Annotated in this window: 20 protein-coding genes; 9 read left to right on the top strand and 11 right to left on the bottom strand. The window is 63.1% G+C overall.

Annotated features, from left to right (window positions below; genetic code table 11):
* The first annotated feature begins 24 nt into the window (after nucleotides 1-24).
* From gcvT to V8P86_RS16385, 3 genes are all read left to right on the top strand, one after another.
* Nucleotides 25-1098, top strand: a complete 1074-nt coding sequence (gene gcvT / locus V8P86_RS16395) for a glycine cleavage system aminomethyltransferase GcvT (protein WP_336328368.1) — start codon at nucleotides 25-27, stop codon at nucleotides 1096-1098.
* Nucleotides 1095-1478, top strand: a complete 384-nt coding sequence (gcvH, locus tag V8P86_RS16390; protein WP_336328367.1) for a glycine cleavage system protein GcvH — start codon at nucleotides 1095-1097, stop codon at nucleotides 1476-1478. Before gcvT ends, gcvH begins: the two co-directional genes overlap by 4 nt.
* A 187-nt stretch (nucleotides 1479-1665) precedes the next feature.
* Nucleotides 1666-2058 (top strand): metal-dependent transcriptional regulator, encoded by a 393-nt coding sequence (locus V8P86_RS16385; RefSeq protein ID WP_336328366.1) that lies wholly within the window; start codon nucleotides 1666-1668, stop codon nucleotides 2056-2058.
* On the opposite strand, the gene V8P86_RS16380 is transcribed toward V8P86_RS16385, so the two are convergent.
* Nucleotides 2055-3728 (bottom strand): aldehyde ferredoxin oxidoreductase family protein, encoded by a 1674-nt coding sequence (locus V8P86_RS16380; protein WP_336328365.1) that lies wholly within the window; start codon nucleotides 3726-3728, stop codon nucleotides 2055-2057. The genes V8P86_RS16385 and V8P86_RS16380 overlap by 4 nt on opposite strands.
* Before the next feature lie 49 nt (nucleotides 3729-3777).
* Nucleotides 3778-4353, bottom strand: a complete 576-nt coding sequence (locus V8P86_RS16375; protein ID WP_336328364.1) for a hypothetical protein — start codon at nucleotides 4351-4353, stop codon at nucleotides 3778-3780.
* A 179-nt stretch (nucleotides 4354-4532) separates the two neighbouring features.
* Between V8P86_RS16375 and V8P86_RS16370 the strand changes: the two genes are divergently transcribed.
* Together V8P86_RS16370 and V8P86_RS16365 are read left to right on the top strand one after the other, a co-directional pair.
* The gene (locus V8P86_RS16370; protein ID WP_336328363.1) at nucleotides 4533-5123 is read left to right on the top strand and encodes a 50S ribosomal protein L15e; all 591 of its coding nucleotides are present in this window, start codon (nucleotides 4533-4535) and stop codon (nucleotides 5121-5123) included.
* A gap of 126 nt (nucleotides 5124-5249) precedes the next feature.
* On the top strand, nucleotides 5250-6461 hold the full coding sequence (locus tag V8P86_RS16365) for a multicopper oxidase domain-containing protein (protein WP_336328362.1): 1212 nt from the start codon (nucleotides 5250-5252) through the stop codon (nucleotides 6459-6461).
* A 5-nt stretch (nucleotides 6462-6466) separates the two neighbouring features.
* On the opposite strand, the gene V8P86_RS16360 is transcribed toward V8P86_RS16365, so the two are convergent.
* Nucleotides 6467-7147 (bottom strand): type 1 glutamine amidotransferase domain-containing protein, encoded by a 681-nt coding sequence (locus tag V8P86_RS16360; protein WP_336328361.1) that lies wholly within the window; start codon nucleotides 7145-7147, stop codon nucleotides 6467-6469.
* Nucleotides 7148-7287: 140 nt separating this feature from the next.
* On the opposite strand from V8P86_RS16360, the gene V8P86_RS16355 reads away from it, so the two are divergent.
* Together V8P86_RS16355 and V8P86_RS16350 are read left to right on the top strand one after the other, a co-directional pair.
* Nucleotides 7288-9192: an ABC transporter ATP-binding protein gene (locus tag V8P86_RS16355; protein WP_336328360.1), complete on the top strand. Its 1905-nt coding sequence runs from the start codon at nucleotides 7288-7290 to the stop codon at nucleotides 9190-9192.
* A 42-nt stretch (nucleotides 9193-9234) separates the two neighbouring features.
* Entirely contained in the window at nucleotides 9235-10731 is a 1497-nt protein-coding gene (locus tag V8P86_RS16350; RefSeq protein ID WP_336328359.1) for an HTTM domain-containing protein, read from the top strand.
* A 6-nt stretch (nucleotides 10732-10737) separates the two neighbouring features.
* Here the strand turns inward: V8P86_RS16350 and V8P86_RS16345 are convergent, their stop codons facing one another.
* The 8 genes from V8P86_RS16345 to V8P86_RS16310 all read right to left on the bottom strand — a co-directional run bounded on the left by V8P86_RS16345 (nucleotide 10738) and on the right by V8P86_RS16310 (nucleotide 21190).
* Nucleotides 10738-12594, bottom strand: coding sequence for a histidine kinase N-terminal 7TM domain-containing protein (locus V8P86_RS16345; RefSeq protein ID WP_336328358.1), 1857 nt, complete (start codon nucleotides 12592-12594; stop codon nucleotides 10738-10740).
* A 201-nt stretch (nucleotides 12595-12795) separates the two neighbouring features.
* Nucleotides 12796-14106, bottom strand: coding sequence for an RNB domain-containing ribonuclease (locus V8P86_RS16340; RefSeq protein ID WP_336328357.1), 1311 nt, complete (start codon nucleotides 14104-14106; stop codon nucleotides 12796-12798).
* Between the two features lie 61 nt (nucleotides 14107-14167).
* Nucleotides 14168-14653 carry a hypothetical protein gene (locus V8P86_RS16335; protein WP_336328356.1) on the bottom strand — a complete coding sequence of 162 codons (486 nt, stop codon included), beginning with the start codon at nucleotides 14651-14653 and terminating at the stop codon, nucleotides 14168-14170.
* A gap of 60 nt (nucleotides 14654-14713) precedes the next feature.
* Nucleotides 14714-15052, bottom strand: coding sequence for a hypothetical protein (locus V8P86_RS16330; protein ID WP_336328355.1), 339 nt, complete (start codon nucleotides 15050-15052; stop codon nucleotides 14714-14716).
* 69 nt (nucleotides 15053-15121) lie between these two features.
* Nucleotides 15122-16357, bottom strand: coding sequence for a Coenzyme F420 hydrogenase/dehydrogenase, beta subunit C-terminal domain (locus tag V8P86_RS16325; protein ID WP_336328354.1), 1236 nt, complete (start codon nucleotides 16355-16357; stop codon nucleotides 15122-15124).
* On the bottom strand, nucleotides 16357-18741 hold the full coding sequence (locus tag V8P86_RS16320) for a rhodanese-like domain-containing protein (RefSeq protein WP_336328353.1): 2385 nt from the start codon (nucleotides 18739-18741) through the stop codon (nucleotides 16357-16359). The genes V8P86_RS16325 and V8P86_RS16320 overlap by 1 nt, the downstream gene beginning before the upstream one ends.
* Before the next feature lie 350 nt (nucleotides 18742-19091).
* A complete protein-coding gene (locus V8P86_RS16315) occupies nucleotides 19092-20630 on the bottom strand; it encodes a (R)-citramalate synthase (RefSeq protein ID WP_336328352.1) in 1539 nt (512 codons plus the stop codon).
* Nucleotides 20631-20773: 143 nt separating this feature from the next.
* Nucleotides 20774-21190: a DUF192 domain-containing protein gene (locus V8P86_RS16310; RefSeq protein WP_336328351.1), complete on the bottom strand. Its 417-nt coding sequence runs from the start codon at nucleotides 21188-21190 to the stop codon at nucleotides 20774-20776.
* A gap of 108 nt (nucleotides 21191-21298) precedes the next feature.
* Here V8P86_RS16310 and V8P86_RS16305 point away from each other — a divergent pair, with 108 nt between their 5' ends.
* Together V8P86_RS16305 and V8P86_RS16300 are read left to right on the top strand one after the other, a co-directional pair.
* Entirely contained in the window at nucleotides 21299-21856 is a 558-nt protein-coding gene (locus tag V8P86_RS16305) for a DUF7097 family protein (RefSeq protein WP_336328350.1), read from the top strand.
* A gap of 69 nt (nucleotides 21857-21925) precedes the next feature.
* Nucleotides 21926-23566, top strand: a complete 1641-nt coding sequence (locus V8P86_RS16300; protein WP_336328349.1) for a gamma-glutamyltransferase family protein — start codon at nucleotides 21926-21928, stop codon at nucleotides 23564-23566.
* Nucleotides 23567-23591: the final 25 nt, after the last annotated feature.

The raw sequence follows: 23591 nt of genomic DNA, 5'->3' as shown, positions 1-23591 counted from the left end.
TCCCTTCGTGACCTCTCAGAAGGTATGTCGTTACGACAGCCGCCGATCGAGCACTCGGCGAAGCAGACAGATTTCGGGGGCTGGGAGATGCCCGTCGAGTTCGATTCGATTCGGACGGAACACACCGCCGTCCGTGAGACTGTGGGCAAATTCGATGTGTCGCACATGGGCGAAATCACGGTTTCGGGGCCGGACGCGACCCGCTTGCTCCAGCGACTCACGACGAACGATGTCACAGGTCTCCATCCAGGTGAGGGTCACTACGCCGCGATCACCGACGAGTCCGGTATCATGCTCGACGACACCGTCGTCTACCGCCTTCCCGAATCGGAGTCCGAACAGTATCTGTTCATCCCCAACGCGGGCCACGACGAACAGATCTACGAGTGGACCGTCGAGCACCGTGATCAGTGGGAGTTCGAGGCGACAGTAACCAACCGAACCGAAGAGTACGCGATGATCGCCGTTCAGGGGCCAGACTCCCAGGAGTTGCTCGGCGAACAGACCGATGCCGATCTGTCGGAGCTATCCCGTTTCGAGGTAACCAGCACCACCGTTGCCGGTACGGAGGCGATTCTCGCGCGCACGGGCTACACCGGTGAGCAAGGGTTCGAGTTGCTCTGTCCCTGGGATGATGGTGAGTCAGTCTGGTCGGCTCTGGAGTGTCAGCCCTGTGGGCTGGGCGCTCGGGATACCCTGCGTCTGGAGATGGGGTTTCTGCTCTCTGGGCAGGACTTCGATCCCGAGGACAACCCCCGCAATCCCTACGAGGCTGGCATCGGCTTTACAGTCAAACTCGATACGGAGTTTCTCGGTCGCGACGCACTGGAGGGCGTCGACGTCGAGGGTCCCGAGGAGAAATTGGTCGGCCTCGTCATGCGTGAGCGAGGGGTTCCACGACAGGGATACGCCGTCGAAACACCCGATGGCGAACAGATCGGTGAGGTGACTAGCGGGACGATGAGCCCGACGTTGGATGACCCAATCGCGCTCGCCTACCTCCCCCGAGAGTACGCGGGGTCAGATCAAACCGTCCGGATCGTCGTTCGCGGCGAACCGAAGAAAGCACGTACCACCACGACACCATTCCTATCATGAGCTTCACAGTCCCAGACGACTGCCGGTATCTCGACTCTCACGAGTGGGCACGCCGGCAAAACGGCACCGTTCGCATCGGCATCTCGGATTTCGCACAAGACGAACTCGGCGACGTGGTCTTCGTCGAACTCCCCGCGGAGGGCGAACAACTGAGCAAAGGCGAGGACTTCGGCGTCATCGAGTCGATCAAAGCGGTCTCGGATCTGTACGCTCCGGTTTCCGGGACGGTCACTGATACGAACGACGACCTGATTGACGACCCCGAACTCGTCAACGACGACCCCTTCGGCGACGGCTGGATGCTCGAACTCGAACTTGACGACGAGGGCGAACTCGACGACCTGCTCTCGCCCGACGAGTACCGCGAACAGATCGAATAGCCCACCAAGAGCGCTTTTCGCCATCGATTCCTGTGTGTAGTCCCGACTGTCGCCGACTCGGGTATAAATTCTATAGTGATATATCAAACACTCCGAACGGTGGCCTCCGCTCCGAAAGTTCTTTGTGCATTTAGGTGGGCCTAAAAACCATGGCTGGAGACGGAACTGAGCGCGCCGTGGACAGAGCATGACGGGGGACTCGCAGTACTTGCTGGCGCTGTACATCGCCGAACACCGGCTGACACCGCCGATCCCGCCCGGTGAACTCGCGGAGATGCTGGATCGCTCGCCGGCGTCGGTGACGGAGATGCTGAACCGACTCGACCGGGACGGACTCGTCAGCTACGAGAGCTACGAGGGCGCGACGTTGACCGACGCCGGCCGCGAGGAGGCCGAACAACTGCACGAGGCCTACGTCGCGCTCTCGTGGTTCTTCCGCGAGGTCCTCGATCTCGACGAACACGAACAGGAAGCAGTCGAAATGGCGAGCATGGTGAGTCCCGCCGTCGCCGAGCGCATCGTCTCGGTCCTCTCGGCAGAGTTCGAGTCAGAGTCGGAGCGACCGTCGGAGAGAAGCTAACCCGCGTACTCGATGGTGCCTTCGGGCACAGTCCCGTCATCGTTCCAGCCCCGGGCCTCGTAATACTCAGATCGGGCGCTGTCGAAGCCGTCGAGGTCGTACGGGAGCGTATCGTCGCCGGCATCGAACCCGCGCTGGTTGTTGAAGTGCCGTTCGAGTTCGACGACCCGACCGCCAACTGCTCGCAGGTCGTCTATCTCCGCGCCGAACAGTGTCTCCATGCGTTCGGGCTGACTGGCGAGCATTCCCCGAGAGAACCGGCAGACGACGCCGCAGTCTTCGAGCGCGCGGGTGTTCTCCTGAACCGCCACGGCGGCGGCTTTCCCCTCCAGTCCCTTCGGATCGAAGGCCTGATCGCCGCCGACCAGCGGGTACTCCCAGGCGTAAAACGTCGAGTACATGTGATCGGCGCCGCGGTTGGCCACCGCATAGGCCAGCCCCTGTCCGTTGAGCGAGCGCCCCTCGTGGGCGGCGAAATCTAGCCCCTTGACCGTCCAGTTCTCGACGCCGAGATCACCGTGGATTCGGTCGATACCCTCTGCGAGTGTATCGCCGACCCCCTCGCGGTGGGCAATTTTTTCGACGAGGTCGTGGATCAACTCGACGTTGCCGAACTCGTCTTCGCTCGCCAGGTAGGCGGCGATGGTATTGCCACAGGAAATCGTGTCCATCCCGAGTTCGTCACAGAGTTCGTTCGATTGCATCACCTCGACGATGTCGTCGACCGAGCAGTTCGAGCCAAACGCCGCGAGGGTCTCGAACTCCGGGCCCTCCGTCTCGAGGCCACTCTCCTCGTCTTTGGTCGGGAGTTTGCAGGCGAAGGCACATTGCGAGCAGGTTCCCTTCTTGTACTTCTTCGACTCGACGGCCGCACCGTTGATCCCCTCGACGCCCTCGAACTGTCGGTCGCGCCAGTACCGTGTCGGTAGCCCGTCGACCTCGTTTGCCAGATCCGTCACCGAACTCGTCCCTTGGCGCTTCATGATGTGATCGCTCGTCGCGGCGTCTTGGTGAATCTCCATCTGGATCTCCGGAATCTCCACGTCGGGCGCAGAGTCGCCCTCGAAGGTAATCGCCTTGACGTTCTTCGATCCGAGGACGGCACCGAGGCCGCCGCGGCCGAACGCTCGGCTTTCTGTGGTCATGATCGACGCGAAGCGGACCTCGTTCTCCCCCGCTGGCCCGATGGCGGCGATGTGTTCAGCGTCCAGCCCGCGGCTTTGCTCGACGTGGTCGGTCACCTCGGAGACAGTCGCGCCGGTCAGTTCCGGGACAGACTCGAAGTCGATTCCGTCGTCGGTAACGTGGATGACTGTGAGTTCGTCGCTCTCGCCCGTAATCTCGACGGCGCTGTACCCTGTCGCGGCGAAGTTCCGGGACATGAAGCCGCCGGCGTTCGAGGAGAGCAACCCATCGGTGAGCGGCGAGACGGCCGTCGCGTTCATCCGACCGGTGAAACTCATCTGGGACTGCTGCATCGGGCCGGTCGAGAAGTACAGCCGATTGTCCGTCCCCAGTGGATCGGCGTCGAACGGGATCCGCTCGTGGGCGAGTCGGGTCGCGACGCCGCGGCCGCCGATAAACGATTCGAGCGTCTCTGTAATCGATTCAGTCGCTGTCTCCTGTGCTGTGAGATCAATCGAGAGAAGCGGTCCTTTTGCGCGAAGCATACCAGTCTATCTAGGCATGCGAAAATAAATCTGCTGGCGAGAATTCCCGTTACTCCGAATCCCGCTTTTTAGACAGCCACGTGTACGGCGAACGGACCGTCTTTCCCAGCAGTCGCCCGGACTCTCTGACTGTCTTGCCGACACGCGTCGCGAGATCGATCCCGCTCGCTGTCGCCGCGGGGAGGCCGTGCCGGAGGAGGTGTCTGCCGGGGGTGTCGACAGCACTCACGTCGTCGTGATGGAGTTCGTACCGCTTCGGATACGAGCGAATGTGCAAGTCGCCGTTCTCGCCGAGCGACCGGCGGTAATCCGCCCACTGGCCGTGGACGCTCCCGAAGTGGATCAGATAGCCCATCTCGGTCGGGCGCGGCACCGCCGCCTTCCAGATCAGCAGTGGCTGCTCACGGTCGAGTGCCTCGGCTTCCAGCGCCCGCCAGACCGACAGCGTCGCTCCGCAGTGTGGGCAGTTCTCGCCGGTGTAGTCGGCGGTTTCCCGACAATCGTGACACGGGGCTCGATAGGTCCACTCGTGGCTCGTCTCGCAGCGCTCACAGACCGGCTGGAACAGGGCCAGCGGCTCGCCGCACTCGACGCAGGACTCGGGCCGTGAGGCTGCGGTTTCCATACGCACAACTAGTCGCTGTGGCGATATATCGCTGTCGTCGGAGTTCGATATCCTTTTATCCGCAACTCCGGTACGACCAGTAACTCGCTGGCAGTCACGGGCACCAGTGGGCACCTGTTATACAGGTCGGGATGTGAGCCTCACGGCTTGAACCACACAACGCCCGTGGGTGAATACCCATGGCAAAAAGCTTCTACGCACATATCCGGGACGCTTGGAAGGACCCGGACGACGGCAAACTGGCGGAACTGCAGTGGCAACGACAACAGGACTGGCGCGACCAGGGCGCAATCGAGCGCATCGACAATCCGACGCGACTCGACCGCGCACGCTCGCTTGGCTACAAGGCCAAGCAGGGCATCACGGTCGTCCGCGTCAGCGTCCGCAAGGGTGGCGCACGGAAACAGCGCCACAAAGCGGGACGACGCTCGAAACGACAGGGTGTAACCCGAATCACCCGACGGAAAGACATCCAGCGCGTCGCCGAAGAACGCGCCTCGCGCAAACACCCGAACATGCGCGTGCTCAACTCCTACTGGGTCGGGGAAGACGGCAGCCAGAAGTGGCACGAAATCATCCTCGTCGATCCGGAACACCCCGCAATCGAAAACGACGACGACCTCAACTGGATCTGCGGCGACACCCACAAGAACCGCGCGCTGCGTGGCCTCACCAGCGCCGGCAAGCAGAACCGTGGACTCGGTCAGCGCGGCAAGGGCGCGGAGAAGACCCGCCCGAGTCTGAACGCCGGCAACGGTCGCGGCAAGTAACGCAGCAGGTCGATTTTTTATTGGACGCCGAATCCGGCAGCGACAGGACTGTGTAATTCCTCGTCTGAACCCCGCTCGTGAGACCCAGCCTGGCATTTATATTCTTAACATTTCAATATACTGTCCATGGTCAGAACGGCCCCCAGCAGCCGATACGATGCCACCAGACGACGATTTCTCGCGACGACAGCAGCGCTCGGTGCGGTTGGACTCGCAGGCTGCAACAGTGGTGACAGCGACAATACCGACGACGGCAACGATACTGGAGACAACGGGAACGACACCGAACAACCCGATCAGGTGGACGAGGAGTGGCAGGGCAGCGACGCGACGGACATCGAGACAGACTATCCTTACACATCGCCGCGGACGACCATCGACCTCGACGAGACCGGCGGAGCAGTGACCCTTTCGACGCGGGCGTGTCGCCACCAGTTGCTCGGTGACGACGCCAGCGGCGGGCCCTGGGAACTGCCGGAGGTGTGGGCATGGGAGACGCCGGAGACTGAGCCGAGCGTTCCGGGGCCGCTGCTCCGGGTCACGGAGGGAACAGAGATGGAGATCACCTTCGACAACTCCGAACACAACCGCCCACACACGTTCCACGTCCACGGCCTCGCCAAAGCGTGGGAGGACGACGGCGTCCCCTCGACGACCGGCGTCCAGGTCAATCCCGGCGAAGAGTACACCTACGAAATCACTGCGAATCAGCCGGGAACGCACCTGTATCACTGCCATCTCCAGACCCAGACCCACCTCGCCATGGGGATGTACGGAATTCTCCGGGTCGATCCCGCCGACTACGAGCCTCCGGACAAGGAATTTTTCATGACCGTCAAAGACTGGGACACCAGACTGTCGGCGTCGATGGCCAGCGACGATATGTCCTACAGCCATCGCGACCGCCGTCCCGACGCGTACACGATAAACGGGCGGTGTGCGCCGTACAGTTTCCACCCCGAGGAGGGGTATCCAATGGCCGTCGCGGAAGGCGACGATGTGCGGATGCACTTCGTCAACGCCGGCTACGAGTCCCACACCATGCACACGCACAACCACACGTTCACCGTCGTCGAGAAAGACAGCGGCACAATCCCCGAGAGTGCCCAGCACATCGAAGATATCGTCAACGTCGCTCCCGCAGAACGGAAAGTAATCGAGTTTCCCGCGGACGCAGACCCCGGCGTCTACGCGGTTCACTGCCACCGGGTGAACCACGCGATGAACGGCGAGACCTACCCCGGTGGGATGCTCGCCGGGATGGCCTACGAGAGTGAGTTGGACTCCGAACAGTTCCAGAACTTGCTGGACAAGTCAGGCTTCGACGGATCGCTCTGAGAGAGTTACGCTCCGAGTTCGTCCAGTAGCGTCTCCGCCGCTGCCGCCGAGGATGGCGGGCCGCGGGCGGTGATCAGATCGCCGTCGACGGTGACGCTCGTATCGGCATCGAGTTCGGGATCGAAGTTCGCACCGACAGCGCGAACCTCTTCCTCGACCCAGTACGGGAGTTTTCGGCCGTCGGGCATCAGGTCGTTCTCGTCGACGATGCCGTCCTCCCAGGCGTCGGGGAAGCCAGTCACGTCACGGCCCTCGGCGAGGATGTCGCCGTCGGAGTTGCGCGCCCACGCGAGAATCCCGACCGCGTGACAGACGACCAGCGCGACGCCCTCGTCGCCCTCGACGGCAGTCCGGAGGGCCTGTCGGGCGTGTTTATCCTGATTCACGTCCCAGCAGGTGCCGTGACCACCAGGCAAGACGACGGCGTCGTACTCGCTGGCGTCGACCGTCGCGACTGGTTCGGGGTCAGCCAGTCGCTCGTCGGTTTCGTGGACCTCGGTGACGTGCTCGGCAGTCTCCTCGCCGACCTCTTCGGGATCGACCGAGCGGTCGTCGATCTCTGGCTTCTCGCCGGTCGGCGTCGCGACTGTGATATCGACGCCGGCCTCGGTGAGTCGTTCCAGCGGTGTGATACACTCTTCGCCCCAGTAGCCGTGTTCACTGACGATGAATAGTGCGGAAGTCATGTGCGTTATTGCATAGGGGGTGAACACTTGTCCGGCTTGTGGACCGGCCGACCCTTGCCGCTGGCAGAAGGGCTATCCATCGTCGCCCGTCGCCGATGCAACCGTGGCCTGTAAGGGATCGGAGCCAGTATCGCGGGGTAGTGAGTTCCGCCGACGAGGAGACTCCGTTCGATGCGTATCGTGAGCGTGTCGACCGCCCACTTGCTCGGCTGTTCAGGACCTACGGCCGCGAGCGACTGGGTTGGTTTTCGATCGGGATGGTTGCGAATTTCTTCGCCAGAGCGGCGTCGCTGCTCCCGCCGCTGCTTCTGGGCATCGCCATCGACTCGTTGTTTCTCGGCGAGCAGTCCTTCTCGATCCCGCTGGTTCCCGACGCGTGGCTCCCGGCGACGACGACGGCACAGTTCTGGTTCGTAATTCTCGTGATCGCTGGCTCCTTTCTCGCCACGGCACTGTTCACGTGGATCTACGGCGTGACGGCCAATCTCTTCGCCCACGGCGTCATGCACACCGTCCGGGTCGACTGCTTCGAGAAGATGCAGGCACTGGACATGGCCTTCTTCGACGACAAGCAGACCGGCGAGGTCATGGCGGTGCTGAACAACGACACCCAGAACCTGGAACGGTTTCTCGACGACGCGTTGATGAACTCGATGCGGTTGCTCGTGATGACCGGCGGCATCGCTGCTGTCCTCTTCCATCTCAACCGCCAACTCGCAGTCGTCACGCTGCTTGCGGTGCCCGCGATGGGGCTGTTCACCTGGTGGTTCATGCGCGCGGTCGAACCCCGCTACGTCTCGCAGCGCTCGGCGGTCGGCAACCTCAACACCCGTCTCGAAAACAGCATCGCCGGCATCGATCTGACCAAAGCAACCGCGAGCGAGCGTTTCGAGATCGGTCGGGTCCGCGACGCCTCGAAGCGCCTGTTCGACGATACGATGGCGGTCCTCAAACTGAGCTATCTCTACCGGCCGGGGATGGAACTGCTGGCCGGCCTCGCCTTCGTCTCGACGTTTCTCGTCGGCGGCCTCTGGCTGACGACCGGCACCGCACCCGGCCCACTGACTGGCGACCTCTCCGTCGGCGATTTTGTCGTCTTTCTGTTCATGACCCAGCGGATCGTCGACCCTCTCGCGGAGGTGTCGAACATCGTCGATCAGTACGAAAACGCCAAGGCATCGAGCGAGCGCGTCTTCGGGCTGATGGACATCTCGACGGGAATCGAAGACCCCGACGACCCGACTGACATCGAACCGATCGAGGGCCACGTCACCTTCGAGGACGTTTCTTTCGCCTACGACTCCGAACTGATCGACGGCGACGACGAGCGCGTCCTGCACGATATCTCCTTCGAGGCCAGTCCCGGCGAGATGGTCGCCCTCGTCGGACCGACCGGCGCGGGTAAATCGACGGCGCTGAAACTCGCGATGCGACTGTACGACGTGGAATCTGGCAGCGTCTGCGTCGACGGAACCGACGTGCGCGACGTTCGTGTCCCGGATCTGCGCTCGGCCATCGGCTACGTCGGGCAGGAGACGTTCCTCTTCGACGGTACCATCGCCGATAACATCAGATACGGCAGTTTCGAGGCCAGCGACGAGGCAGTCCGGGAGGCTGCCAAAGCCGCGCAGGCCCACGAGTTCATCACCGAGTTACCAGACGGCTACGAGACTCGGGTGGGCGAACGCGGCGTGAAACTCTCCGGCGGCCAGCGCCAGCGCATCGCCATCGCCCGGGTCGTACTCGCTGATCCGCCGATTCTCATTCTGGACGAGGCGACCAGCGCCGTCGACACCGAGACCGAACTCGCGATTCAGGAATCCATCGAACGGCTGGCGGCCGACCGGACGACACTCGCCATCGCCCACCGGCTGTCGACGATCAAAAGCGCCGACGAGATTCTGGTCCTCGAAGACGGCGACATCGTCGAGCGCGGCGATCACGACGAGTTGCTGGATCTGGACGGTCGCTACGCCGCGCTGTGGTCGGTACAGGCCGGTGCGGTCGACTTCGAGCGCCGCGCGGAAGCGCTGGCGGAAGACTGACGGAAGACTTACGCCGGGCGTGCTGTTACCCACCTTCTATCGATGTCGACGGCTTCACGTGAGACTCCTGATTGGCTCGCCGCCCGACTCGGAATCGACGGGCGGGCGCTGGCCGCCTTCCGGATCGCTCTCGGCGTGGTGTTGCTGGTCGACGTACTCACGCGGGCCCGACATCTCCGGGCGTTGTACACCGATGCCGGCATCGTCCCGCGTTCGTCGGTGCTGGCCGAGTACGGTGGTGTCTACGAGGTCGTCCTCTCGCTTCCCGATCCGTGGTTTCCGGTCTTGCTGTTCCCCATCGGCGCGCTCTGTGCGCTGGCGCTGATCGCCGGCGTGCGGCCGCGATTGGCGGCGTTCGGTGCGCTGCTGACGCTGGTCTTGCTCCAGATGCGCAACCCGTTCGTGCTCAACGGCGGCGACGTGATCTTGCGGATTCTGGTCATCTGGGCGCTCTTTCTCCCGCTCGGACAGCACTCTCTGCGCGAACCTGACTCGCCAGACCGGGTCGTTTCGGTTGCAACCGCCGGGCTCGTTCTGCAGGTAGTAATCGTCTACGTCGTCAACGCGACACACAAACTCGATAGCGAGGCCTGGCGGGCGGGGACGGCCGTCGCCGATGTCTTCCGGACCGAACAGTACACCTATCTGCTCGCCGACTGGATCGGTGAGTGGCTCGTCGGCTCCGGACTGTTGACCCTCGGAACCTACGCGTGGTTCGCACTCTTGCTCGCCTCCCCGTTGTTGCTCCTTTCGACTGGCCGACTCCGGACCGGACTCGTCTCGGCGTTTATTCTCTTCCACGCGGGGATGTTACTCACACTGTCTGTCGGGCACTTTCCGCTGGTCTCGATCACGGGATTGCTCGTGTTGTACCCGTCCAGTGCGTGGGACTGGCTCGCTCACGCAGGCAGGCGCATTCAGAGTCACGTCGAGCCGCTCTCAATTGGAGCGGGTGTCGTGGACTCCACAGCAGACCGCTGGAACTCGCTCAGTCGGCCGGTCCGCCAGCGCGGTCGCTCACTCCGCTCGGCAGTGCCCAAACCTGTTCGACACACCACTCGTCGACTCGTGTTGAGCGGGCTGCCGGCGATCATCGTTGTGTTCAGTCTGTTGTCGGCGGCCGGAGCGGCCGGCGTCGTCGACACGCCAGACTCGGCGGACTCGGCCGTCGAGACAGCCGATTTGGGACAAGATTGGCGGATGTTCGCCCCCGATCCGCCGGATCATTCGTGGTGGATCGCCACGCCTGCGACGCGGCCGGACGGCAGTTCTGTCGACGCCTTCCACGACGAATCGCTGGCTCCCGATTCGCCGGCACAGGCCGACCGGATGGCGAGTTTTCGCTGGCGGAAGTACTTCCAGAAGATCCGCCACGAGGAGGGGAGTATCCACCACGCCGAGTACGCTCGCTATCTCTGTGCGAATCGAAATATCGACAGCGTCGCGATCTACCACGGCTATCAGTCGACGGATCCGGGCCGCACCGAGTTCGGCGGCGAGACTCTGGCTTCCTTCGAGTGCACTGACTTCGCCGATTAGTCCCTGTCAGTCCTCGCTGCCCGTCGTCTCTGGTGTATCCGTCGGGTGAACTGAGACTTCGGCCACCTCGAACCGCGCGCCATCGTCGCTATCGCTGGCCGTTATCGTCCAGCCGTGTCCCCGGATGATGTCCCGAACGATCGAGAGCCCGAGTCCGGTCCCGTCGGCGCTGGTGGTGTGGCCGTGCTCGAAAACCTCGTCGTGTTCCTCGGCCGGGATGCCGATCCCGTCGTCCTCGATGTAGAAGCCGCGGCTGTCGTCGAGGAGCCCGACCCGAAGCGTGAGCGGTTCACCTTCCTGGGTCCCGTGCTCGACTGCATTGCGGATGAGGTTCTCGAAGACGGTCAACAGCCGATCCCGGTCGGCTTCGAGGGTGCCATCGGCGTTCAGTTCGAGCGTCGCCGCTCCCGTCTCGACGTTGCTCCAGGCCTCCTCGGCGACTGCATTCAGCGTTACTGATTCGGTCTCGGTGATCGCTTTGCCCTCGCGGGCCAGCGCGAGCGCGTCGTTGATGATGTCTTCCATTCGCTCGTGTGCCGAGTGGATCGTTTCGAGGCGGTCGAGGTCGACATCGACTGTCTCGGCGTTGTCGTCGGCCCGCGAGTACGGAAGTTCGACGTTGCCCTGTGCCACGTTGAGTGGGTTGCGAAGGTCGTGCGAGACGATGCTGGCGAACTGGTCGAGGCGTTCGTTCTGGTGTTCGAGTTGTTGTTTCTGGGTCCGTAGCTCGTTGCGCTGTCGTTCGAGTTGCTGTTCGCTCTCTTTCTGTTCGGTGATATCGTGCAGCAGGACGACAAAGCCCGCAGGCGCTCCGCTCCCGTCGGTCAGTTCGGTGATTCGTACGTCGTAACAGCGCTCGCCGCGTCCGGTCTGGACCCAGATTTGATCGCGGACCTCCCTGAGTGGTGCATCCCCCCACAGGATCGGGCTGAGTTCCTCGCCGCCGCGAGCTAGATCTTCGTCGGTAATCTCACTGAGCAGCCTCCCGACCGGCCGTTCGATCCCGAGCATCGTCTTCGCCGTTCGGTTAATGTCGACGACGCGGCCGTCAGTATCGAGGACGAGAATCCCGTTGTCGACCTCCTGTACGATAACGTTTCGCGCCAGCGGCACCACGTCGCCGGTGCGTGAACTGATCGCCGCGAGGATACGATCGACCGGAACCATCCGGGCAGCGGTGATACTTGTCGTCGTCACGAGTGTTCCCAGCCCGACGACGAGGTAGGCCATCGCGAAGAAAATCCAGTACGGGAACGGGCTGACTCCCATCACTTTCGGGATCGTCGCCGCCGTCATCACGAGCACCATCGCCAGCAAGACGAAACTGAGTTTCCGATAGACGTTACGCGAGCGCAACACCTGCAACACCAGCAGTGAAACGTATACCGCAATCAGTCCGTGGGCGAGGAGGAGTATCACGTAGACTGCGGGACCGAACCCGACATCGAGTACTGCAAAGGAGCCGCTGGTATCTATCGTCGGGTCCACGAGGAGGAGTTCGTGAATCGGATTGGTGAGACTCACGAGCAAAATCCCGGCCGGAAACGCAAACAGCAATCCGAGCCGACGACGTGTCAACTGTTCGCCCCGGCCGGTGAACTGGAATGTAAACCCCATCATCGCAACGATGACCAGCCCGATACAGGGAAAAAACAGCCGGTACCACAGCAGGATCCAGCGCCTGGAGGTCGTCGAAATCATCAGGAGATTGAATAGGATCCAGAGCAGGACGGATAGCTGTAAGCCAACGCTCCACGTTTCGACCGCGCTATCCCGCTGATACCACGTGATCACGGTTCCTGCCACTGCGAGCACCAGCGCCGCGATCAGCGGAATCGTATACGGCGTATACTGTAATTCCATATCCTCGGTCACTCCTGTCGGTCACCTTCCCCCGTACCCACGTTTTGCAGCCGTCTGCGCAGTATGTTCCAATCTAACCCGAATGATAAAAAATACACACCCTACCGTAATCAGAACTGATAACTGTGGTCGCTTAGATCTGGCAACTCCTCGTCGATAACACCGTCACTTCGCGCTGTTCGTGACGAGCAATCGACTCGGCTACTCCTCGTCGATCACTTCGAGCCCGCGGTTGTTGACTGCCGCCGGATCCAGGCCGACTTCTTCGAGGAACTTCTTGTACTCGCGTTCGCACTGTTCGGCGTCTTTCTGCCGGTCGGAGGCGTGATCACAGAGCTGGAGCAGATCCTCGGGCACGTCGTTCGAGTGGACGATCCAGTGGTTGATCAGATCAGATAGACGGCGGATCGGCGAGGTGAAGTGACCGTATATCTCGAAGTTCAACGCGTGGTGGCCGCCGAAGGGATCGTTCATGTACTTCGCCCGCGGCATCACCTTCATCACCGCCCACTGGATCTTGTCGAGTTGGCGCTGGGGTGCCTCTTCCAGGGTGGCGTTGACTGCCTTCCGTGGGTCGTCCCACGCCTCCCCTGGCACGCTCACGCCGTCGAGTTCCTGAATCTCCCGGAGCGCGTCGTTCCACTCGTCGGGGCTGGGCTGGGGATGGACCCGGTACATGGCTTCGACGCCGCGGTCCCACATCAGTTCGTGCGTGACCGCCTTGTTCGCCTTGAGCATGCACTCCTCGATGATTGTGTGTGCCCGGTCGCGGCGAGGATTCAGGACGAGCGAGCCGTCCTCCTTGCGCTGTTCGTGCATCCGGTCGGCGAGATTCCAGACCAGTTCGGTCTTCTCCGCCAGGTCGACCTCGGTGTCGTCGAGGAACTCGTCGGCGGCGTCGGGGTCGTCGAGGATATCCTCACACTGGGTGTAGGTCAGTCGCGCGTTACTCCGAATGACGGACTTGTAAATCTCGATATTCTCGTAGCCCAGCGTCTCCTTGTCGAGGTGCATCTCGACAGTGTGTGCGAGTCGGTCCTCGTGGGCGACCAGCGAACAGACCGTCTCGGCCAGCACCGGCGGGAGCATGTGGACCGTGTGAGCGGGGAGATAGATGGTGTTCGCCCGGCGGCGGGCCTCATCCCACATCTCGGTGTCGGGGGTGACGTAGTGGGTCACGTCGGCGATGTGAACCCAGAGGACGAACTCATCGTCGCGCTCCTCGACGGAAATAGCGTCGTCGAAGTCCTGTGCGTCGATAGGGTCGGTCGTCCACGTCGTCAGATCTCGCAGATCCTCCCGCTCGCCGATCTCGTCTTGGATCTCTTCCTGTACGTCCTCGGTCCGGGCTTCGGCCTCTTCGATCACCGCAGGCGGAAACTCGTAGGGCATCTCGAACTTCTCGAACAGCTCTTCGCGCTTGTTCTCGAGGTGTCGGGCCATCTCCTCGTCGATTTCGACGGGGCCTTGCCCTTCTGCAGTGCCGGCTTCGGCCTGCTCTGACTCGGTCATACCCCCGGCTACGGCCGACCGGTAATTAGAGGTGTCGCCGTGACGGCACGGCCGCTCTCGCTCAGCGGCCCGGCACGGATCCGAGTCGACCGAGTGTCTCCCGGATCTGACGGCCACCGCGCTGAACCGCACTTACTACCGCGTTGCCGACACGGATCAGCGGCTCTCTGCCAGCGGGTAGACTGCTGTCGGCCGCCGCTTCGCGCTCGGCGAGTCGGCGCTCGTAGTTGTCGATGATCTGCTGGCGCTGGCTGTCCTTGTACTCGATAGCGCGTTCGAGCACCGCACACCGACCTTCGAGTTCAGCCACTCGTGACTCGAGCGTCCTGACCTCGGCTTCGAGCTGTTCGCGTTCTGCTTCGAGGCGCTCGGTCCGACGTTCGAGACGGTCGCGTTCGGCCGCAACGCTGTCCAATTGGGCCTGCAGTGCGGCAATGTGAACACGTTGGCCGACGGACCCACTTCGGTGGTTGGGACCGATGCCGACAGCTCGGCACTCGCGAGATTGGCCGGGACTCTCTGCTGGGGGATCCGATGAATCTGTCATGGAGGGCAGCTAACATGTATGGTACTCAGTGACAAAAACCCACTGCCGGCCCGCTCGCAATCACTCGCTGTCGGACCGGCCGAACAGCACGCCGATCAGCCAGGTCCGACCCGACTCCGCCTCGACGGTGTCGGTTTCCCGGCCGCCGTCCTTTTTTGCGAGGATACGCTCGTAGTTGTCGACGACCTGCTGGCGCTGGCTGTCTTTCTGTTCGAGTTTCCGTTCGAGGGCCGCGATCTCGACTCTGAGCATCCGGTTTTCGGCTTCGAGACTTTCGACCGTCTCGGTGAGATGTTCTTGTCTGGCTCGGAGACGGTCGAGTTCGTGTTCTGGCACCAACCGCAGGAGTTGCTCCTCACCGAAGTCGTGGCGACTCGTCTGCTGCGGAGGATCAGACATACATTCCCGACCTTTCGATACAGGATCAGGACACAAAAATTGTCGTCAGTCAGTTGTCAGACGCTTGGCTTAGCACCACCGTTCGTACTGGTAGGCCCGGGCCGGGTTGTGCGGCTCCGGTTCTCGGTCGGTCCCGTCGTAGTTCGTGCGGTGTTCCTCGTAGCCGATGTTCAGATCGCCCTCGCTGTCGAGTTCGCGGGGTAGCGACTCCTCGGCTTTGCGCTTGTTCCAGCCGGCGAGTTTCCGCAGCGCGGTGTCGTCGCCGAGTTCCTCGACAGCAAGTTCGGCCGACGCAGCATCGAGCGCGCTCGCCCCGCGTTCGCCGCGAACGACGAACGTCGTCGCGTCGTCCGGGCTGGCGACGTTGCCGGCGGAGATATCCGCGGCGCGGCCGGTGAAGTCCGCACACTCGTCACAGCCGGGCAGCCCCGCCGCGTCGAAGGCCTCCACGTCGGTCTCCAGCAGCGTCTCTTCCTCGCCGTAGGCGAACAGTTTCCCGTCGGTCACGTCGAGGTGATCCACCGCTTCCGGATCGACGCCGTGTTCGACCAAAAGCGAGGTCAGGCGGTCGTACTCGAAGCTCCGGGTGCAGAACAGCGCAACCGTTAGCGCAATCTCTGCGCGCTCGCCCGGCCGTCCGAACGACTGCAACGCCTTCGCTCCCTGGATCACACACGGTGTGCCCACGAGGGCGAGATCCGGATCGTCGAGATCGGACTCGCTCACGACCCGGTCGATCTCGCCGAGTTGCATCGTCTGGTTGAAGATCGAACCGGCGTTTTCCAGTAGTTCTTCGCGGCTGGTCGCAAGCGTCGCCTCGCCGCGCAGGGGTTCGTCCTCACTCTCGTGGGCGACGACGGCACCGTCGATTTCGCCGGCTTCGAGCAGGCCCGCCAGTAGTGCCGTCACCGCGCCACCATCCTGTCCGGCCTCGCCGGCCGCACTGTCCTCAGAGCGGACGGCGTAAGCGCTGGTCGACCCCTCACGATTCGCTTCGGTCTCCTCGATGACCCGCTCGTACCGGAGGCCGCTGCGCGGACAGAAGTCCCAACAGCGCGAACAGCCGGTACACATCTTCACCAGGGTGGGTTTGCCGTCGATCTCGTCGATTCCGATGGAGTCAGAGGGACAGGCCGCCGCACAGCTGCCACACTGGATACAGCGGTCGGCCTCGATGACGGCCTCGTCCAGATCCCGGAACCAGATCTTTCCGGGTGGCGTGTTCGTGTCTTTGTTGTCCCGGGGATCCTCGCCGACGCCCGGGGAACGGGGCAGGTACTCAGTTTGTGTGTCTCGTTTGGACATCAGTCATCAGCCTCCGTTGGGTGTCCGCCTGCAGTTGTCTCCCGGGTCACGAGATTGAATAGCTGCTCGCGAGGTGTCTCCTCGACCCAGACGCTGAACGGTTCACCGTCGCTGTCGGCGGCGTACGTATCGAGTACGCGCCGCACCACCTCGGGAAGATCCTCCGTGGGGTGGCTGCCAGCGATCCAGTCGACGAACTGCCCGCGGCCGAGATCGCCGCCAAGGCCGATATCGACCGCTGGTTCGCTGCCCTCGATGGTCCGCTGGTCTTCGCCGCGCAGTCCGACATCTGCGATCTGTGGCTGGGCACAGGAGGCCGAACAGCCAGAGAGATGGACCCGCACCACATCGGGGTCGGCCGGCCCGTCGTAGTCGCTCTCGAACCACTCGTCGAGTTCGCGCGCCCAGCGGATCGCTCGATCCTTCGTGTTGATGATCCCGTAGGTGCAGTACTCCTTGCCTGTGCAGGCGATGACGCCGTGGGTGAACGGTCCGGGATCGGGGCTGTACCGCTGGATGACTTCCTCTGAGCGGAACGCGTCGACATCCTTGGCGTCGATTCCGGGGACGATGGCGTTCTGGTTCATGCTGAGTCGCACCTCGCCGCTGCCGTATTCGTCGGCGAGATCGGCAAGTTCGACGAACTCGTCGCCGCCCATCCGACCGACTGGGACGTTCAACCCGACGTAGCGGCAGCCGTCGTCCTGCTCGTGGACGCCGACGTGGTCGCCGCGGTACTGCTCGGTGAGTGACTCCCCGGCGGACTCGAACTCGAAGCCGACTCGCTCTTCGAGGTCGTCGCGGACGGCCTCGACGCCGAACTCGGCGACGAGGAAGCGCAGGCGGTTGACCGCGGTGTCGAGATAGCTGCCGCGCTCGATGAAGAAGTCCGCCGTCGCTTCGACGAGTTCGACCACGTCGTCGGGGTCGACGAACAGATCCAGTTCGCGGGCCATCCGCGGGCCGTCGGAGAGGCCGCCGCCGATCTTGACGTTGAAGCCGAAGCGGCCGTCTTTTCGGGCCGGCAGCAGACCGAGATCGTTGAGTTCCGCGCGGGCACAGTTCTCGTGACAGCCCGTCACCGAAACCTTGAGTTTCCGGGGCAGGTTCGCGTAGTGCTCGTCACCGAGGAAGCGTTCGGTAATCTCGTCGGCGATGGCTCGGGCGTCGGTCTCCTCGGCTGGATCGAGGCCGGCGACCGGGCAGGCCACGACGTTTCGGACCGAGTTTCCACAGGCCTGCATCGTCGTCAATCCGACCGCTTCGTAGCGATCCCAGATCTCCGGTATGTCGCCGAGTTCGATCCAGTGCATCTGGATATCTTGCCGAGTGGTGATGTCGAGATAGGCGTCGCCGAACTCGGCGCTTTGCTCGCTGCCGCCGTGTTCCTCGGGGGCGCAGGCGAACTCGTCGGCAACTTCGCCGATGACGCGGGCCTGTTCGGCGTTCAGATCGCCGCCGGGCACCTTCGTCCGCAGCATGAAGTAGCCACGGTGTTTCTGGTGGTACAGTCCGACCAGTTTCAGCCGGTCGATGATCCCCTCGCCGTGGGCGTCGATCAACGCCTCGAAGCCCTCGTCGGCGTACTCCCGGACCTGCCGTTCGAGTCCGTCCGGACTCCAGTCGTCGGACTCCTCGCGGATCCAGTCCGTCAGACTTCCCTCGTAGGCAGAGACCTGCTCGTAGCCGAGTTCCGAGAGGACGGCGTAGGTGTGGCTCAGCCGACGGGCTGTGTTACAGTACAGCACGATTTCGCGGTCGGAATCGAGGCCGCGGTCGGCGAGGATTCGTTCAATCTCCTCGCGGTCTTTGAGCGAGCCGTCGGAAACGAGGTCTTCCCAGCCGAGTTGGACCGCGCCGGGGATGTGCGCGGAGTCGTACTCCGCTGCCGAGCGCGTATCGACGAGAACTGACTCGTCGTCCTCGACTGCGGCCTCGACGCGCTCGCGGCCGACGACCGGCGAGCCGGGTTCGTCGGCGTCGTAGTCTGCGCTGCCGTCCACTTCCACTGGACCAGTTTCCGTCTCGTAGCTATCACTCCAGTCGTCGTAGCCGCCGTCGAGTAAGTAGAGGTCGCCCTCGTGGCCGAAGGCCGCCGCGGTCAGCAACAGTCGGGCGGCGTAGACTCCCGGTCCCTCGTCGTAGGCGACCAGCGGCGTCTCTTCGTCGACTTCGACCTCGGCACACAATCCCGCGAACTCCGCGGGCGTCGGGAGATGGCCTGCGGTCCCGCCGGCGGGGTTCCGGATCGCCTCGTAGGGGATGTTCACTGCGCCCGGAATGTGTCCGACCGACTCGTAACTGTTCTCGTCCCGAACGTCGACGACCGTGACCTCCTCACGTTCGTCGAGCCACGCCGGCGTCACGACTGAGAGATCAGTCATCCGCTCTCACCGGCCGGTCGAGATCGACTCGGCCTGCATATCTCATTCTACACATTAGCAGATCCTACTCACTCTCCCTACTTTCACCCTCGCTATCGGGTAAATTCGGCCCCGGATCCGAAACCGAGGCAGGTACTGGCCGCCGTTCTTGACAGTTTTTATACCCGTTATATGACCGGTGCTTTTGGTGAGATCTCGGCAAACCGCATGCCGGCACGGTATCGATTGACCGACAGAATCCGCAATTCCGCTCGGCGAAAGAGGTATATTTTGCCGGATAGCTCGCGTTCGCGCGGACTCTCCAGTACTCGTCGAGTCGCGAAAACGGTCAAAAGAGAGAGTCGACCGTTTCAGTCGTCGGCGATGACCCGGTCGTCGTCGCGTTCGATGAGTCGGTCCATCGCTTCGACCATCGCGGTCACCGAGGCCCGCGTGATGTCGGAGTCGCTTTTCGAGACTGCGACGGTGTCGTCGCCGCGGGACATCTCCACCTCGACGGTGACGATGGCGTCGGTGCCGCCGGTGATCGCATCGACGTGATACGATTCTAGCGCGGCGTCGATCTCGTGCGAGAGGGCCTCGACGGCCGCGTTCATCGCGGCGTCGACCGGTCCGGATCCGGTCGCGGCGTTCTCTCGCGTCTCGCCCTCGACTTCGAGCCGGATGCTCGCCGTCGGCGGGCTGACACCGCTGACCGCCGTCAGATCGAGCAGTTCGACGCGCTGTTCGCGGTCGCTGCCGCTGATCTCCTCGGCGATCCGGAGGAGGTCGGCGTCGGTGACGCGTTTGCCGCGGTCGCCGATCTCCTTGACTCGGGAGACGATCTCCGAGAGTTGATCGTCGCTGACCTCCATGTCGTGTTCCGCCAGTGCCGCCTCGACGCCCGCCCGGCCGGCGTGTTTGCCGAGTGCGAGCCGCCGTTTTCGGCCCACCTTCTCGGGTGGGTACGGCTCGTACATAGCGTCGTCTTTGAGCGTGCCGTCGGTGTGAATGCCCGATTCGTGGGTGAAGGCATTCTGCCCGACGACCGCCTTGTTCGGGGCCAGCGGAATGCCCGTCTTGTTGGCGACCAGTTGGGCGAGTTCGTGGACCGCTTCGAGGTTCATCGTCTCGACGCCGTAGCCGTGATCGAGCGCGATGGCGACCTCTTCTAAGGCGACGTTGCCCGCCCGCTCGCCGATGCCGTTGATGGTGCCGTGGACGAGATCCGCACCCGCGGCGATCGAGACCAAGGCGTTGGTGACCGCCAGCCCCAGATCATCGTGGGTGTGGGTGCTCGTCGGTCCTAGGTCGGCAAGCGTGGAGACGACCTCCAGCGTGCGATCTGGGGTCGCGTGGCCGACGGTGTCGGCGTAGCAGACCCGATCCGCGCCGGCGTCTAACGCCGCGGCCATCAACTCTTCGAGATAGTCGAGGTCAGCCCGAGAGCCGTCCTCGCCGATGACCTCCACCCAGAGGTCGTGGTCTTTCGCGTACTCGACGAGTTTGGCCGTGTTCGCGACGTTCTCTTCGGGCGTCGTCCCGACTTTCTCTTCGACGTGCTTGTCGCTGGCCGGCACGACGAGGTTGATCCCGTCGACGCCACAGTCCATCGCCAGATCGATGTCGTTCTGGATGCCGCGACAGAAACTTGTCACTGTCGCCGACAGATCCAGATCGGTGACGCGCTGGATCGTCTCGCGTTCGCCCGCCCCTGTGCAGGCGCTGCCGGCCTCTATTACATCGATAGCCGCATCGTCGAGTTTGCGAGCGATACGTGCTTTCTCGTCCGGGGTGAGCGAGATACCAGGGGCTTGTTCGCCATCCCGGAGCGTCGTATCGAGGAACTGTACGTCGGAAGCGTCGGAGAGTGAGTTAGTTTCGGGGTGGCCCCCGAATAAATCGATCACGGGTCATGTTACCCTGGTTGTGTCTGGCGGTGTGCAGCCGTATAAACCTGACTTTTGCAGTTCCCGCCGGGATAGAACGGTTCTTTTTGTCCCGACCGTCTCTGTCTGTCTCGACTCACTGCCCCGGTCAACTTCTCGGCTGATCACTGCTGATTCTCGACTTCTTCTTCGTCGACGATCCGGACAGTATCGCCGACTTCGACCTCATCCGCCGTCCCCGCCGGCAGTTCGAGGATGCGGTCTGCCTTGGCCATGCCGACGCTGCGCCACGGGTGCATCCGGGCGACTTTTCGCACCTCGTCGTCGGCCAGCCAGATCACGTCCAGTGCGTGTTTGACAAAGAGCATGTGGACGAACTGCCGCGGCGGGCCGCCGGTCAGCGAAAAGCCACCGCCGACTTCCATGACGAGCGCCTCGGGAATCTCCGAGCGAAACATCAGTCCACGCATCTGGGACAGGGCCGAATCGGCAACCTCGACATCTTTCGCGAGTATTCGGGGCTCCGACTCACCGTCTCCCAATGTGTCCTCCTGGTCGTGGACGACGTACTCACCGGCCATACCCCACCCTCACACCGTCGGGAAAAAAGTCTGTCTCCGAATCCCGTCGCAACGCCAGCAACCGCCCGGCCACAGAAGTACTAAGCGGGACGCTTGCCAAACGGAGATATGGAAAAGACCGAGTCGGGCACGTCGGTCGGGGTCGACGATCCCTACCGGTTCGTCGAGCGCTGTGATCATCTGACCGACGAGGGAAAATGCCGGTTCGCGGTCGAATATGGTGATCGGGATCCGCAGTTTTCCAGCGACCTGCGAAGCGATGATTTTCAGTGTCCCGTCGCCGGCGAGACGGACGAAGAGGGGCTGACTGGTCCGTGGGACTGGCAGGACTGCCCGCACTTTCGGGCGCGTAACACCGACGACGAATGCATCCGCTGTGGGCTGACCGAACAGCGGATGGCCCACGACGACGAGCGCCCCCTTCTGGAGGAACACCACCTCTCGTACGCTGACTCCTCTCGGGAGGGCAGCGGCGACCCCTCTCACGAAATCACTGTCTCGCTGTGTCGGTGGTGTCACGCGAACGTCCACGAGTCGTGGGCGCGGATCGACGACGACGCCAGCCCCGACCCCGAGGCGATTGCCCAGCAGGAAAATCGGAAGGCCCGCCAACAAGATGAATTGTCCTTCGAGACGGCTGCCGAGCGGTACGATCCTGACTCGTGACGGTCATCTCGGGGGATCTGTTAGCGGAGTCGGACAAAACGGTTTGAACGACGACGCCGAACGGAGCGTATGGAACCCGATCTGGATCGATACGGATCGCGCCGGTCGACAGTGTACGCACCGAACGGTGTCGTCGCGACGAGCCAACCGCTCGCTGCAGAGGCGGGCGTCGAGATTCTCCGCGATGGCGGCAACGCCTTCGACGCCGCCGTCGCCACCGCGGCGGCGCTGAACGTCGTCGAACCGACGAGCACGGGTCTCGGCGGCGATGTCTTCGCCTGCTACCGCACCGCCGACGGCGAAGTCGGCGGCATGCGCGCCTGCGGCCACGCACCCGAGGGTGCGACCCGCGAAAAAGTCCGGGCGGCCGTCGACGAAGACGCGGAGACAGTCTACGGGACCGACCGCACACGGGAGGGAGTCACGATGCCTGACCAGGGCCCGCACACCGTCACCGTCCCCGGCACGGCCCGCGGGTGGGAGGCGACAGTCCGGAAACACGGCCGCTTCGGACTCGGCGATGTCCTGCAGCCAGCCATCGAGTACGCTACCGCGGGCTATCCCGTCACCGAGGTTGTCTCGGCGCAGTGGCAGCACGGCGAGGAGCTATTCGCTGACGAGCACGCGCGTGAGGCATACCTCTTCGACGGCGAAGCACCCGACCCCGGCCAGTACGTCACGCTGCCGCGACTGGGGGAATCGCTCGAACGCATCGCCGAGGAGGGCGCAGATGTCGTCTACGAGGGCGAGATTGGCGAGGCCATCGCCGAGGAGATTCAGTCCAAGGGCGGATTCATGACGACCGACGACCTCTCCGACTTCGAAGTCGAGTGGCTCGATCCCGTCTCGACGACCTACAACGGCGTCGAAATCTTCGAGTTAGGCGCGAACAATCAGGGACAGATCGCCCTGGAAGCGCTCAATATCGCCGAGGAGATCGGTGCCGGCGAGCATCCCTACGAATCACCCGAGCGAGTCCACGCCTTCGTCGAGGCGATGAAACTGGCGTTCACCGACGGCCATCACTACATCACCGACCCCGAATTCGAGGATGTGCCGCCGCTGCAATCGAAGTCTTACGCACGCGAGCGCGCAGCAGAGTATTCCGATGACGACGTGCTGACAGACGTTGAGGTCGGAACGCCGGACTCGGCCGGCGAAGATGCCGATACAGTGCTGCTGACCGTCGCCGACGACGAGGGCAACGTCGTCTCGTATATCAACTCCCGATTCGCTGGCTTCGGCAGCGGCGTCGTCGCGGGTGAGACTGGTATCGCCCTTCAGAATCGCGGGGCTTCCTTCTCACTCGACGGCGACGTTCCGAACAGCCTCGAACCCGGCAAGCGACCGTTCCACACCCTGATTCCCGGCCTCGCACACTTTGGCGAGGACGATTGGATGTCCTTCGGCGTGATGGGCGGGTACATGCAACCGCAGGGTCACGTCCAGACGCTCGCCAATATGATCGATTACGAGATGCCGCTGCAGGCCGCGCTGGACGCACCGCGCTGGCGGTACCGGGCCGACGGTTCGGTTGCGCTGGAAGAACGGATGGCCGACGGGATCGCCTCGAAACTCGCCCGGAAGGGCCACGACGTGCGGATTCTCCCGCCGCTGCAGTTCGGCGGGGCCGAAGCGACCCGCAAGAACGGTGACGTGCTTTCGGGCGCAACGGAGCCACGAAAGGACGGGCAAGTCGCCGGATTTTGATTATCTAGACCCGATCCGATTTCAG

It is taken from the genome of Halovenus anhuiensis (genome assembly GCF_037080055.1).
GTDB lineage: Archaea > Halobacteriota > Halobacteria > Halobacteriales > Haloarculaceae > Halovenus.
Note: the sequence above shows the minus strand (reverse complement) of the source record. Positions and strands in the feature narration are given on the sequence as shown.